The 15,115-nt window shown below is 39.6% G+C and carries 9 protein-coding genes; 7 read left to right on the top strand and 2 right to left on the bottom strand.

Translation table 11 applies throughout. From position 1 onward, the window contains the following. Positions 1-153 precede the first annotated feature (153 nt). Positions 154-1,200 (bottom strand): Mbeg1-like protein, encoded by a 1,047-nt coding sequence (locus FC36_RS05000; protein ID WP_056986746.1) that lies wholly within the window; start codon positions 1,198-1,200, stop codon positions 154-156. A 444-nt stretch (positions 1,201-1,644) separates the two neighbouring features. On the opposite strand from FC36_RS05000, the gene FC36_RS04995 reads away from it, so the two are divergent. From FC36_RS04995 to ndk, 3 genes are all read left to right on the top strand, one after another. Then, positions 1,645-2,802, top strand: a complete 1,158-nt coding sequence (locus FC36_RS04995) for a hypothetical protein (RefSeq protein WP_155889627.1) — start codon at positions 1,645-1,647, stop codon at positions 2,800-2,802. 132 nt (positions 2,803-2,934) lie between these two features. After that, positions 2,935-4,872 (top strand): sugar MFS transporter, encoded by a 1,938-nt coding sequence (locus FC36_RS04990; RefSeq protein ID WP_025021267.1) that lies wholly within the window; start codon positions 2,935-2,937, stop codon positions 4,870-4,872. 79 nt (positions 4,873-4,951) lie between these two features. Beyond that, positions 4,952-5,371 carry a nucleoside-diphosphate kinase gene (gene ndk, locus FC36_RS04985; protein WP_023858648.1) on the top strand — a complete coding sequence of 140 codons (420 nt, stop codon included), beginning with the start codon at positions 4,952-4,954 and terminating at the stop codon, positions 5,369-5,371. 47 nt (positions 5,372-5,418) lie between these two features. Here the strand turns inward: ndk and FC36_RS04980 are convergent, their stop codons facing one another. Further along, a complete protein-coding gene (locus FC36_RS04980) occupies positions 5,419-6,408 on the bottom strand; it encodes a LacI family DNA-binding transcriptional regulator (RefSeq protein WP_056986745.1) in 990 nt (329 codons plus the stop codon). A gap of 150 nt (positions 6,409-6,558) precedes the next feature. Between FC36_RS04980 and FC36_RS04975 the strand changes: the two genes are divergently transcribed. From FC36_RS04975 to galT, 4 genes are all read left to right on the top strand, one after another. Beyond that, positions 6,559-8,754 carry an alpha-galactosidase gene (locus FC36_RS04975; protein WP_056986744.1) on the top strand — a complete coding sequence of 732 codons (2,196 nt, stop codon included), beginning with the start codon at positions 6,559-6,561 and terminating at the stop codon, positions 8,752-8,754. Between the two features lie 12 nt (positions 8,755-8,766). Further along, entirely contained in the window at positions 8,767-11,778 is a 3,012-nt protein-coding gene (gene lacZ / locus FC36_RS04970; protein WP_025021266.1) for a beta-galactosidase, LacZ type, read from the top strand. A gap of 174 nt (positions 11,779-11,952) precedes the next feature. Beyond that, positions 11,953-13,116 carry a galactokinase gene (locus FC36_RS04965; protein WP_025021265.1) on the top strand — a complete coding sequence of 388 codons (1,164 nt, stop codon included), beginning with the start codon at positions 11,953-11,955 and terminating at the stop codon, positions 13,114-13,116. Between the two features lie 24 nt (positions 13,117-13,140). Continuing rightward, on the top strand, positions 13,141-14,619 hold the full coding sequence (galT, locus tag FC36_RS04960; protein ID WP_023858643.1) for a UDP-glucose--hexose-1-phosphate uridylyltransferase: 1,479 nt from the start codon (positions 13,141-13,143) through the stop codon (positions 14,617-14,619). The last annotated feature ends 496 nt before the right edge of the window (positions 14,620-15,115 follow it).

Here is a 15,115-nt window from a genome sequence, read left to right as displayed (position 1 = left end):
TGACACGCAAGTGTCGTGAGTTACAAGCCCCCGAACTTGTTCGGGGGTAGTTGACGATGAGACACTCAACATTTTGGGAAGTAATAGCTCTAAATATTAGCAAAAACTTAAACCGTTAGAAATTACTCTTTTTAAAAGAATTTCTAACGGTTTTTAGTGTTGCTTTCTTTTCGTTATAACGGTTTTATATGCAGTATAGAGTTCTTGTAAATATTGTTCCCATACTTGTCGTTCTTGCCGATTGCTTGCCAGAACAGCTGCGATAAAAAGCAAAATATTTTGGGGAGATAATACTTGGTTTTGCTCTTTTTGCTTAGTAATTTGGTAAAGTAAGTTGAGCGCTTTGGCGCGTAGTTTAGGATCACTATGTTTTACGAATTCTTGTAATGTTTCTTGGCTTAACTGTGATAGTGAGCTAGTTTGAGGATTGGTCTGAAAATTAGTTCCCGTAACTTTCCAGGTTAAGAGATTATGTTGAAAAACACCAATAGCACTAGATTTAACGACAGTAAATTCACTGGTATCATTTTCAAGCATAATTCCGAACAAGCTATCTTGTGGAATATATTTATGCAGTTGGTTTTTAAGTCGTTGGTGAGCCCGTTGTTCCTTTTGAGATAGTTGCAAGAAGCCGGGACCATCAAAATTGTAAATTTCAATAATTAGCCCTTGATGGAAGGCGGGAGCATTTAAGGCAGTGTAAAAAGCTAAATTTCCTCCTTTAGAGTGCCCTCCAAGGTAATAATGTCCAGGATAAGCGTGGATAATTTTTTGAAAATATTTAAGAGCGCTGATTTGGGAAGGAATTTCAATTTTAAAAGAGAGGTTAAGACTTTCTTTCCAACCTGTAAAAGTAGGAGTGGTTCCTTGATAAGCAATAAAGTAAGTATCAGTACTTATTCTAAAGATAAGAGCCTTGAATTGAATTTCTTCGTCTGGATTAAAATCTTGCTGTAAGGCGCACCAAGATACTTTACAGAAGCGAGGGCTCTTTCCTAAAGCCAAGAGAAAATCTACATACTCTTTTTTATTAAGTGACTGCTTTCCATTTTTGATAAGTTTAGCAACTTGTTCAAAATTTGGGGCAACCGTGAGGTCGAGATAAGTTGCTTGACATAAAATCAATGCATCAATGGGATTGAGTGGCTTTTGATTAAAAGTTTGGGGGGTATTTTTTATATAATCGAGAATACTAGCCATAAAATCACCTCTTAATTTTATTATAGTATAGCAAGGTTTATGCTAAAGCAAACTTTTAACGCAATTTTTGTAATAATTATGTAATATGGGCAGTGGAATAAGTACTAGCGCTATTTAAAGCGCTCGCCTTTATATTTTTACATAAATATATAAATGAAAAATGTTAAAGTTTTGTAAATTGAAATATACATATAATGCTGTATAATATTTTTTGTGATTTATAGATGTTATATAGAATTAGATGTTTATACAACTCCCCCTAGCAATAGGATTTAAATTGACAATTTATAAGGTATAGTCTTGTTTTAGGAGTAAATAATGAGTAAGCGTAAAATAAATTTTATTTTATTAGTATTTTTAGGGATAGTATTAGTGTTATTTTTGGGTAGTAAAAGTTCTTTAGCCGAGGAACTTTGGGGCATTTTTGATAAAAAGGAAGCAAATATGAGCCAGATTAACCAAAACTTAAAGTCGATAGATGAACAGCTGGATAATATTATTGTTAAGTTAGCAAGAAAACAAGCGGAATTGACACAATCTAAGACAGAATTCCAAGCCCTATCTGAAACATTAACTCGTTTAGACATGTCTAATTTGAATACGCAAAGACTAACGGAATTAGCTGGAAATTCTGAAGATAATCGCGTGAGAAATATTGCACGGAAGTTGCTTCAATTATTAAAGCAAAATAATACCTTGGAAAAAGTATTAGACAAGAATGATGTTAAAATTTTGGAAGAATTGACAAAGTCCGATGATGTTACTGTCAAACAAGTAGCGAATCAAACTTTACAAATGCGTAAATTATCAATGATAGTTACTAAAATTAGTAATGGCAACTATGATGATGCTAAAGATGGCGGAGAATTAACGGACTTAGTTTATAATCGTACAGGTAATGTTGATTCTTCTATTCAAGAATTTGCTAAAAAAGTTACCATGTTTGGTCAATTAAAGGAACTAGAAAATATTAGTAATGAAATTCAAGCTAGTAAATCAATTGACATCAGCCGTTTAGAGGCCTTAGCTGACAATACGAATGGTCAGGTTGACAGTTCAATTCAAAGAGCTGCTAAAATGGTTATTATGTTTTATGAGTTAAAGGAATTAGAAACAGTAGCTCATGAAATGCAAAATGGTGGTCAAATAGATGCAACTCAATTAGCTCAATTATCTCAATTAGCTAATAATAGTAACGGAAGAGTAGATAGTTCACTTCAGGAAATTGCTAAAGCATTACAACAAATTAATAATGATAGACAGTATTTGAGAAAATTACAGGTTATTGCTGAAAATGTAAGCAAGAATGGCACGTTAAGCTCTGAGGATAGAGGAGAGTTGAATAGTCTAGTTACTGCTTATGATGCATCAAAAGAAGTAAAGGATACTGCGAGTGCATTGTTAAAAACAGTTGGTACTCTGGATAAGAAGCAAGCAACTATTGAAAGTCAAAAAAGTGAAATTTCTAAAGCAAATAGTGCAGTTTCTGACGTAAATACCAAGTTAAGTAGCTTACAAGCTAAGGTATCTAGTGTTAGTACGGCAGCTGAAAATTCGGAAACAACAGCTAGTGTAGCCCAAAGTCAAGTTAATAATGAGTAATCGTCGCCTCGGAGTAATCCGAGGCTTTTTGTTTTTAGGAAAATTTAGTAAAATTAACTGAAAAGGGTTGCAAAAGTTTATGAAATCGTTTACTATTATCACGTAAACAAATTTAGTAAAGGAGCTAACGCTATGACAAATAAGCAATCTGCTCAATCTGGAGGATGGACCTCTAGACTAGCATATACCTTTGGGGCTTTTGGGAATGACGTTTTCTACGCCGCTCTATCAACTTACCTGATTAACTTTATTACTTCGCACTTATTCGATACTGGAGACAAGGCCTTGAATAACCGCTTAGTTTCTGCGGTTACCATCATTATCATGGCTTTGCGGATTTTGGAATTATTAATTGACCCCTTTATTGGAAACGCTATCGACCGGACCAAGACTCGCTGGGGGCACTTCCGACCATGGGTTGTAGTTGGGGGGACGATTTCATCCATTACGATGTTAGTTCTCTTCTCTAATATGGGAGGCTTAACTAAGACTCACCCATACCTATACTTAGTAATTTTTGCTTTCTTATACATTACGATGGACATTTTCTACTCCTTTAAGGATGTTGGTTTCTGGTCTATGCTTCCAGCCTTGTCATTTGACTCGCGGGAACGTGAAAAGACTGCCACTTTTGCCCGGGTGGGTTCTGCCATTGGTGGTTCCTTAGTTGGGGTGGTTGTGATGCCATTAGTACTCTTCTTCTCCTTACAATCTAATGGGGGAACTGGGGACGACCGTGGTTGGTTCTGGTTTGGTTTCATCGTCGCTGCTGTGGCCTTCATCTCAGCTTTAGCCGTTGGGTTTGGGACACGCGAAGTTGAAAATGACTTACGTGAAAATAAGGAAGATACGGCTGGGGTTTCTGCCGTTTTAAAGATGTTAGTTAAAAATGACCAATTGATGTGGGTGGCTATTGCTTACCTCTTCTATGGAGTAGGGATTAACTTGGTTAACGCCTTGGAACTTTACTACTTCCAATACATCATGGGTTACGCTAAAGGCTTTACCATTTTACAAACAATCAACATGTTTGTTGGGGTCGTTTCTGTCTTTGCCTTTCCTGTTTTAGCTAACAAGTTAAATCGTAAGCCACTCTTCATGTGGTGCTTAACTTTAATGTTAGCCGGGATTGCTTTATTCTCTGTTGCTGGTAGCAATTTAGCCTTAGTTTTAATTGCTGCTGAAATGTTCTATATTCCACAACCGGTTGTCTTTTTGATTGTGTTGATGATTATCACGGACTCTGTGGAATACGGGCAATGGAAGTTAGGTCACCGGGATGAATCTTTAGCCTTATCTGTGCGTCCTTTAGTCGATAAGTTCGGTGGGGCTGTTTCTAACGGGGTTGTTGGTCAAGTGGCTGTTTTAGCCGGGATGACCACTGGCGCTACGGCTGCAACTATTACCGCTAGCCAAGTTACAACTTTTAAAATCATGATGTTCGCCATTCCAGCCGTCTTTATCGTAATTGGAATGTTTACTTTCTGGAAGAAGATTACCTTAACGGAAGAAGTTCACGCCCAAATCGTGGAAGAACTTGAAAAGACTTGGGGTAAAGATTATGTGGCTGACGCTGAAACCAGTGTCGACCAACTGGCTTCTGAAATTCACGTGGAATCACCAATTGCCGGAAAATTGATGAGCTTAGACCAAGTTAGTGATCCAGCCTTTGCGACTGGTACTTTAGGCCAAGGCTTTGCAATTAAGCCTAGTGATGGTCGTGTGTACGCACCGTTTGATGCTACTGTGCGGCAAGTTTTCACCACTCGTCATGCTGTTGGTTTAGTTTCTGACGACGGGGTGGTACTCTTGATTCACATCGGGATCGGGACGGTAGCCTTGAAGGGAACAGGTTTTGTTTCCTACGTTACTGAAGGCCAAAAGGTTACACGTGGGACTGAGTTGATTGAATTCTGGGATCCAACGATTAAAAAGGCCGGTCTTGATGATACAGTTATTGTAACGGTAACTAATTCCGAAAACTTTGAAAATATTGACTTAAGCGTGGCTGCAGGCACGATGGTGGAAGCTCATCAAGATGTCTTACGTTTAAATCCGAGAGAAAAATAAGCTAGAAAAATCGTCCTAGTAAAAGGGCGATTTTTTCTATAGGTCGTGGTAAAATGAAAGCGAAGAAAGGGGCGGTAATATGGCCGAACAAACTTTAGTTTTGATTAAGCCAGATGGTGTGATGGAACATCACATTGGTGACATCATTAAACGGATTGAAGAAAAGGGGCTACGAATTGTAGCTATGAAGATGGTTAAGGCTGACGATGCTTTGTTACGACAACACTATCCTGATTTAGTGGATAAGCCATTCTTCCCTGAAATTGTGGACTACATGGAAAGTGGTCCGATTGTAGCTATGGTAGTGGAAAGTCCTCAAGTTATTGACTGGATGCACCGTCTAGCAGGTAAAACAAATCCAAATGAAGCTGATTTTGGAACGATTCGGGGAGATTATGGTCACGAGTGGGATGATGGTATCATGCGTAATGTCGTCCATACTTCTGACAGTGTGGCTAGCGCCCAAAGAGAGATTAAACTCTGGTTTCCAGAATTCTAAGACAATATAAAAGGCCTGTCCTAAGTTTAAGGACAGGCCTTTTAAGGCTAGTTGCGACTACTTTCGCGAATATTTAATTTAGTTCCGAGTTGAATGAGACGAGGAATATCATGTTGATAGTTGAGTAAGTCTACGGCCGTTATCCCCATGTCTTCCGTGTAAACTTTTACGGAAGATAATGGTGGGAAGACATTTTTGGCAATTACTGTATCGTTAAAAGAAACCAATTTGACTCTTTCTGGTACTGCAATATCGGCTTCTTGAAGAGCTTTTAAAGCGCCAATTGCCAGCGGATCATTAGCAATGAAGAAGGCGTGGGGGAGTTGCTCACCTAATTCTTTGATAGCTTGCTTCATAAGTTGGTAGCCGGAATCAGTGGTAAATTTGCCGACGTAAACATAACGGGGATTATATAAATTAAGGTCTTCTAAGTGATTTTTGAAGGTTCGGAAACGTGGGTCAATCAAACTGGTATGGTGATCAGCGGTGGTTTCCTCACCGGCTAACATACCGATGTGGTGATGATTATTTTGGATGAAATAGTCCAGGACTCCTCTAACTGACGTACCAAAATCTGGACAAACACAACTGTAGCCTGCACTTAGAGTGTTACTATCGACGAAGACAATTTTAGGGGTAATTTTTCCTAATTGCTTGATTTGTGGCTGAGAAAATTTCCCAATCGCAATCAATCCATCTACGCCTTTAAGATCATCGAAGCTTTGATCATTAAAATGACGTACAATTTGGAAGCCTAATTCTTGTGCTCGTTTCTCAATGCCTAAGCGAATAGAGTAGTAGTAAAGATCATCTAGCTCTTCTCTTTGACTATACCACTGCACAATTCCAATCGTTTGAGTTGTGATTTTAGCTTTGGTATTGCGCTTTTTTTTAGTGTAGTCGAGTTCTTGAGCCACGGTAAGAATTTTTTGGCGTGTTGTGTCGCTGACGGCCATGGATTCATCATTATTTAGAACACGTGAAACCGTGGCAGCTGAAACCCCTGATTTTTCAGTGATATCTTTGATAGTGGTCATAGTATACCCCTTTCAATTTAGAATAATTTACTCTAGTTTAGCACATAATAGCCAAAAAATCTTTATTTAGTAAATATAGTTGAATTTTTCAGTAAATTAAAGTAAAATCAGAGATGTAAATAAAACGTTTTCAAAAAGGAGCGTGTACTTATGACATTAATCGAATTTAATGAAACCCAAGGTATTTTCCACCTGCATAACTCAAAAATTTCTTATTTAATTTCTGTCGAAGAAGGAGGGCTTTTGAGTCACCTTTATTTCGGAAAAAAAGTCAAGGATTATCATGGTCAGATGCGCTATCCCCGTGTTGATCGCGGCTTTTCCGGAAATTTACCGGGGACCTTTGACCGGACTTACTCTCCTGATACTTTACCACGGGAGTTCAGTTCTGCCGGAGAAATGGACTATCGTACCCCCGCGGTTCTTGTACGGCAAGAAAATGGGGCCAATGCCTTAGCCTTACGCTATAAGAGTTACCAAATTAGCGCTGGTAAACCAAGTCTCCCTGGTCTCCCAGCTACTTTTGTTCAAAATGACAATGAAGCGCAAACTTTAACTATCACTTTAGCTGATGAAGTTACCGGAATTGAAGTTGATTTACTTTATACAATTTTTGCCAATCAAGCTGTAATTGCGCGCTCCAGTAAGTTACGTAATGAAAGTGATCAAACTATTTACGTTGAAAAATTAGCTTCCTTGGAAATGGATTTTGTTGACAAAGATTTCGATGTAATCTGTCTGCCAGGAGCTCACGCTAATGAGCGTCATTTAGAAAGAGGGGCGGTTAACTTTGGTAAGCAAAGTTTTGCTAGTTTACGGGGGTCCTCGAGCCACCACATGAATCCTTTCATTGCTTTGGTGGACAAAAAGACTGATGAATTCCAAGGAGAAGCGTACGGTTTTGCTTTGGTTTACTCGGGGAATCATAATTTTGAAGTGGAAAAAGACCAATTAGCGCAAGTCCGACTTGTAGCCGGAATTAATGACTTTAATTTTTCCTGGAAGCTAGTGGCTGGCGAAAGTTTCCAAGCACCAGAAATTTTGCTAGCTTACTCTGATACCGGGCTGAACCAAATGAGTCAAGCTTTCCACAAGACTATTCATAATAATTTGGTACGTTCCAAGTTCAAAAATGAAGAACGGCCAATTTTAGTTAATAATTGGGAAGCAACTTACTTCGATTACGACGAAGAAAAATTAAAACCAATTGTGGACGAAGCCAAGGATATGGGCATTGAAATGTTTGTTTTGGATGATGGCTGGTTTGGTCACCGCGACGATGATAATTCGAGTCTCGGCGATTGGAAAGTTTACCAAAAGAAATTTCCGCAAGGCATCGGCCACTTCGCTGATTATGTTCATGCTCAAGGTTTGAAATTTGGTTTATGGGTTGAACCAGAAATGGTTTCTTTTGATTCGGACTTATACCAGCAACATCCTGACTACCTTATGCAAGTTCCAGGTCGCGCGCCTAGCCCTTCCCGAAACCAATATCTCTTAGATATGGGACGAGAAGAAGTACGGCAAAATATCTATGATCAATTAGTCAAGGTTTTTAAAGAAGCTAAGGTTGACTACATTAAATGGGATATGAATCGGAATATGTCTGACGTTTTTGCCAGTGATTTACCAAGTGATCAACAAGGTCAAGTTTATCACCGCTATATCTTAGGAGTTTACAAATTAATGGAAGACTTAACTGCTGAATTTCCAAATATCTTATTTGAAGGTTGTTCTGGTGGTGGTGGTCGCTTTGACGCTGGTTGGGCTTACTATATGCCACAAATTTGGGCCAGTGATAACACAGACGCGATTGCTCGTCAAACTATTCAATATGGTACGAGCTTAGTTTACCCAGTTTCTATGACTACAGCTCATGTCTCCGCTATTCCAAATCACCAAACCGGGCGTAAGACGCCATTTGATACTCGGGGAGCGATTGCGATGAGTGGGGTTTTCGGTTATGAATTAGATTTGACCAAGATGAGTCAAGCTGATAAAGATCAAGTCAAGGTTCAAGTTAAGCAATATCAAGCGATTCGTTCGTTGGTGCAATTTGGGGACTTCTACCGCTTGAAATCACCAAGTGAAGGTAACCAAACGGCTTGGAACTTTGTTTCTGCTGATAAAAAAGAAGCGGTGCTTGTAACTGCGCAAGTCTTGGCCTATGCTCAACCATATTTGACCAAAACTAAGTTAGCTGGTTTGGACCCAGATAAATACTATCAAGACCAAGAAACTAAGGTAATTTACGGTGGGGATGAATTGATGAATCTCGGATTTTATGACCCGGTAGTTCACGAAGACTATACCGCTAAGATGTATCACTTTAAAGCAATTGATTAAGAGGTAAAAAATATGGAGACAAGAGCAAATTTAGCTTGGTTGCAAGACCCGGAAGTTTTTGGAGTGAACCGCCTGCCAGCTCACTCTGATCACAAATACTATCGCAATGAGTCACAATATCAACAAGGTCAAAATGATCTTAAGCAATCTTTAAATGGGACCTGGCGTTTTCAATATTCTAAAAATGCCAATTTACGACCTAAAGATTTTTATCAAATTGACTTTGATACCAGTGCTTTTGACAGTATTCAAGTTCCCGGTCACTGGCAAACGCAAGGCTTTGACCAAATGCACTATACTAATACAGCTTACCCCTGGGATGGTCAAGATGAATTACGACCTCCAATGGTTAACATGCAAGCTAACCCGGTGGGGTCTTATCGCAAGACTTTCGACTTGGATGAAGCTTTGGTGGGTAAGACCATCCACCTTTCCTTTCAGGGAGTCGAAACAGCCTTTTATGTTTGGGTAAATGGGCAATTTGTAGGTTATGGCGAAGATGCCTTTACACCTAGCGAATTTGATGTGAGCCAAGTTTTACATGCTGGGCAAAATATCATTGCGGTAGAAGTTTACAAACATTCTTCTGCGTCTTGGATTGAAGATCAAGATTTTTGGCGTTTCTCTGGAATTTTTCGAGATGTTTATCTTACTGCTTTACCTGAGGCTCATGTCAATGATTTGAAAGTTGGTCAAGATTTGAGTGCAGATTTCAAGGACGGTTTATTAGATGTTGAAGCTACCTTGGTGGGGAATTTAACAGATTTAAAAGTGGTAGCCCAATTATTAGACTCCAAGAGTAAGGTTATTTGGTCAGAAACCACCGTGGCCGGTGAAGTAGTGACTTTAGGTGACAAAATTAAGGGAGTTTCGGCTTGGAGTGCCGAAGCACCTTATCTCTATACTTTGGAAATTCGTTTAATGAGGGCTAACCAAGTTGTTGAAATTGTTAGTCAAAAGGTAGGGTTCCGTCACTTTGAATTAAGCGATGGGCTGATGAAATTAAATGGTAAGCGAATTATTTTCAAAGGGATTAATCGTCATGAATTTGACCCCTACAAGGGGCGAGCAATTAGCGAAAAGGAAATGTTGTGGGATATCAAATTCATGAAGCAACACAACATTAACGCTGTACGGACGTCTCACTATCCGAACCAAAGTCGCTGGTATGAACTATGTGATGAGTATGGTTTGTATATGATTGATGAAACTAATTTGGAAAGTCATGGTTCCTGGCAAAAACTTGGTCAGGTGGAACCTTCCTGGAATGTGCCAGGGAGTTTTCCAGAATGGAAGGCTAATGTCTTGGATCGGGCTAATAGTATGTATCAAAGGGATAAAAATCACCCTGCTATTTTAATCTGGTCTTGTGGGAATGAGTCCTATGCCGGTGAAGATATTTTGGCTATGACAGAATTTTTCCACCAAGTGGATGCTAGTCGAATTGTTCACTATGAAGGGGTCTTTTGGAATCGCGATTTTGAACAAATTTCTGATATGGAAAGTCGGATGTATGCAAAACCAGCAGAAATCGCTGCTTACCTAGATACGAAGCCAGCTAAACCATACATTTCTTGCGAATATATGCACGCTATGGGGAACTCCCTGGGTGGGATGAGTCTTTATACAGATTTAGAAGAGCAATATGATCAATACCAAGGGGGCTTCATTTGGGACTTTATCGATCAAGCAGTTTATAAGAAAGATAATTATGGGCAAACAGTTTTGGCCTATGGAGGGGACTTTGATGATCGGCAAAGTGATTATGAATTCTCCGGTGATGGGGTGGTCTTTGCCAACCGGACGGCGACGCCCAAGGCGCAAGAAATGAAACAACTTTACGCTAATGTCAAAATTAAGGTGGCGAATCAAGTAGTGACTGTGCGTAATCAAAATCTCTTTGTTTCCACGGGTATGACTTACTTTGTGGCTCATATAAAACGAGATGGACATGAAATTTGGTCCAAGCGTTTTGATTGGGATGTGGCTGCTGGCAAATCTGAAAGTTTTGGTGATGTTTTCCCAATCCAAAGTATAGCAGGGGAATATACTTATGAAGTAACCCAACACCTTAAAAACGATACCTTATGGGCCAAGAATGGGTATGAATTAACATTTGGTCAAGAAGTTCAAACTATTGCGACTAAAACTATCAAGCCAAGTGGTAAGCTGACTGTTGTGCATGGCGACGTCAATATCGGGGTTAAGGGGGACAACTTCCACGTACTCTTATCTTTAGCTGAAGGAGGCCTGTCTTCTTACCGTTATGAAGGTCGCGAATATATCACACGGACGCCCAAGACATCTTTCTGGCGGGCGCTGACCGACAATGACCGGGGGGTTAAACACGGCTTTGACCGTGGCTTGTGGCTCGGAGCGGGTCTCTACCAAAAGCATGTTGACGCTAAAGTCGAAGAAGCTACGGACCGAGTAACCGTAACTTTCACTCACCAATTAGCCTTACCGGGTGAAATTTTACACACGGTAGCTTACACTGTTTACCCCGATGGGCGTGTGGCTGTTCACCTGACTTACCCGGGTTACCTCGGTTTACCATCCTTACCGGCCTATGGTTATGACTTGAAGCTGAAGGAACAATATCATAAGGTACGTTACTATGGTAATGGCCCGGCTGAAAATTACCGTGACCGCAAAGTGGGAGCACGGTTGGGAATCTTTGAAATGACGGCTCAGGACAATTTAACGCCATACTTAGTACCCCAAGAAGCCGGTAACCGGACTGACGTACGCTGGCTTGAAGTTAGTGATGAGAGCGGGCATGGTTTACGAATCAGTGGTCAAAACCAAGTTTTTGAAGCAAGTGTCCTGCCACATAGTGAATACGAATTGGAAAATGCTATGCACCAAGAAGAATTGGCTAAACCTCACTTTACTTGGGTGCGGATCTTAGCTGGTCAAATGGGAGTTGGAGGCGATGATTCCTGGGGGGCGCCTGTCCACCAAGAATATTGGTTGCCAGCTGACCAAGCATTAGAATTAACCTTTACTATTCAAGGAATATAAAAAGCTGAAAGGCCAAGGTTGGGCAACAACCTTGGTTTTTTAGTAAAAAAATTTATTCTATAGTAAAAATTCAGTAAATAACACTTGAAAATTTACTAATGAACAGGTAAAATGTAAATGTAATCAAAAATAAACCGCTTACTTTTATATAAAATAGAATTGAGGTCAGAAATTATGGAAAAAACCGAATTGCAAAATGCTTTTAAAGAAGTCTTTGGTACAGAAGCTGAAAAAACTTTCTTCTCACCTGGACGAATTAATTTAATTGGGGAACACACCGATTACAACGGGGGACACGTATTCCCATGTGCCATCACTTTAGGTACATATGGGGCTGCTTCTAAGCGTGATGACAAGAAGTTACGTTTCTTTTCCGCCAACTTTGCTGACGCAGGTGTTATCGAAGTAGATTTAGAAGACCTACATTACGACAAAGCTGATAGTTGGACCAACTATCCTAAAGGGATGATTCATTTCTTAAAAGAAGCTGGGTACAAGATTGATGCCGGAATGGATGTCTACGTTAACGGTAACATTCCTAATGGTTCTGGTTTGTCATCATCGGCTTCCTTGGAATTATTGATGGGGGTTATCGCTCAAGAATTATTTGAACTGGATGTAGACCGTTTAGATCTTGTTAAGATTGGGATGCAAACGGAAAATGAATTTATCGGGGTTAACTCCGGAATTATGGACCAATTCGCTGTAGGAATGGGGAAGGCAAACCGAGCAATTCTCTTAGATACAAACACTTTAGAATACGAATTAGTACCATTAGATTTGAAAGACAATGTAATCGTCATTATGAATACGAACAAGCGTCGGGAATTGGCTGATTCTAAATACAACGAACGTCGCAGTGAATGTGAAATGGCTGTAGCAGAGTTAAATACAAAATTAGATATTAAGACTTTAGGTGAATTAGATCAACAAACTTATGATGAATACAGTTACTTGATTGCTGATGAAAACCGTATTAAGCGTGCTCGTCACGCTGTTTGGGAAAATCAACGTACTATGCAAGCCCAAGCAGCCTTAGAAGCTGGGGACTTAGAAAAGTTCGGGCGTCTAGTGAATGCCTCCCATGTTTCCTTGGAACACGACTATGAAGTAACTGGTTTGGAATTGGATACTTTAGCTCATCAAGCTTGGCAACAAGCTGGGGTCTTGGGTGCCCGTATGACCGGGGCCGGCTTCGGTGGCTGTGGTATTGCAATTGTTAATAAAGACCAAGTCGAGGTCTTCAAGGAAAATGTTGGCAAAGCTTACGAAGAAATCGTAGGTTACGCTCCATCATTCTACATTGCAGAAATTGCTGATGGTACCAAGGTACTTTAATTAAGTAAGAAGAGGGATCGGGATATGACAGGATTATTGGATCAATTTACTAAAAAAGTAATAGAAAATAGCTCATACACACAATTAGACGAAAACTATCTCAAAAATCGTTTCATGGCGTTAGTGGGTGAAGATGGCGCTAACCGCCAAGTAGCGGACCTGCCTTTGATTGACTTGAAAGACCAATTAGTTCAAGTAGCTTTAGCTAATGGAATGGTTGGTGAAACTTTAAATGAACAAGATAATTTAGGGGCTCAATTGATGGATTACATTACGCCTGCACCTAGTCAAGTTAACCAAAAGTTTTGGGACGACTATCAAGTAAGCCCTCAACTAGCTCTGAAAAACTTTTATAATCTTAGCAAGGCTAATGACTATGTTAAAGTTAAGGCTATTGCGAAAAATATCTATTATACAGTTGATACTGAATATGGTCCTTTGGAAATTACCATTAACCTGTCTAAACCTGAAAAAGATCCTAAGGCAATTGCCGCTGCTAAAAAGATGAAGCAAAGTAGTTACCCTATGTGCCAATTATGCATGGAAAATGAAGGCTATCAAGGACGGGTGAACTATCCCGCTCGGGCTAACCACCGCATTATTCGCTTTGAAATGCAAGACCACACTTGGGGTTTCCAATACTCACCATATGCTTACTTCAACGAACATGCTATTTTCTTGGATAGTGTGCACCAACCAATGGTAATTAATCACGATACTTTTGCCCAATTATTGGACATCGTGGATACTTTTGAAGGTTACTTTGCGGGAAGTAACGCCGATTTACCAATTGTTGGGGGCTCTATTTTAACTCATGAGCACTATCAAGGGGGACGTCATGTCTTTGCGATGGAAAAAGCGCCGGTGGAACAAATGCTCAATTTTGCGGGTTTTGATGATGTTCAGGCTGGAATCGTAAAATGGCCAATGTCAGTCATCCGGCTCAACAGCGCCAATAAAGGAAGTCTCTTGGCATTAGCGGGTAAGATTTTAGATACTTGGCAAGATTACAGCGATGAAAGTGTGCAAGTTTTAGCCCAATCAAATGGCGAATTACACCACACCATCACGCCAATTGCCCGTAAGAAAGATGGTAACTTTGAATTAGATCTTGTATTACGTGATAATCAAACTTCAGAACAATACCCTGATGGAATTTACCACCCACACCAAGATGTACAACACATCAAGAAAGAGAACATTGGTTTGATTGAAGTTATGGGCTTGGCAATCTTGCCACCACGTTTGAAAGATGAGTTAGTAGAAGTCCAAAATTACTTATTGGGTCAGGACAATGCCCTCGCTGCTTACCACCAAGATTGGGCCGACGAACTAAGGACCAAATATGCCGGGAAAGTAACGCCGGCAAATGTGGAAACCATTGTCAAAAAAGAAGTTGGTTTAGTTTTTGCTCGCGTTTTACAAGATGCTGGCGTCTTCAAAGACACCCCAACGGGTCGCCAAGCCTTTGTACGCTTTGCGCAAACTGTTGGTTTAGTCTAAATCTTATCGCTTATGATAGAAATAGAAGCTCAAAACAGATCGTAATACGGTCTGTTTTTTGGCTATATTAGGAAAAAGTTTGGCATTAAAAATAATTTTTTTATTGAGAAGAATCGCTTTCAAAATTTGAATGCGAGGTAAAAAAAGAATAATCAGAAGTGGTGAGTTAATAAAAGAAGGTGTATTTCCGAACAAATAATTTTTTAAATAAGTAAAAATTGATAGCTGGCTAAAATTTTTTTCTGAAAAAGACTTGACCTAATAGGGGATTCACGTTAAGATAGTAAACGTCGCTTGGGAGCACTAAGTTTGATAAATGAATTGTTTTGGTAGATTCCGAGTGATTTGTTAAATTAATATCGTGTTTCCAAGATATTTAAAAATTTAGATTCGATTTTGAAAATATTTTTTAAATTCTTGTTGACAATTAATTCGTTAAGAGTTATGATATAGAAGTTGTCGCAAGACAGCGAGTAGATCTTTGAAAACTAAACAA

This window comes from Ligilactobacillus equi DSM 15833 = JCM 10991, assembly GCF_001435735.1.
Taxonomy (GTDB): domain Bacteria; phylum Bacillota; class Bacilli; order Lactobacillales; family Lactobacillaceae; genus Ligilactobacillus; species Ligilactobacillus equi.
This window is presented reverse-complemented; position numbering and strand designations above follow the sequence as displayed.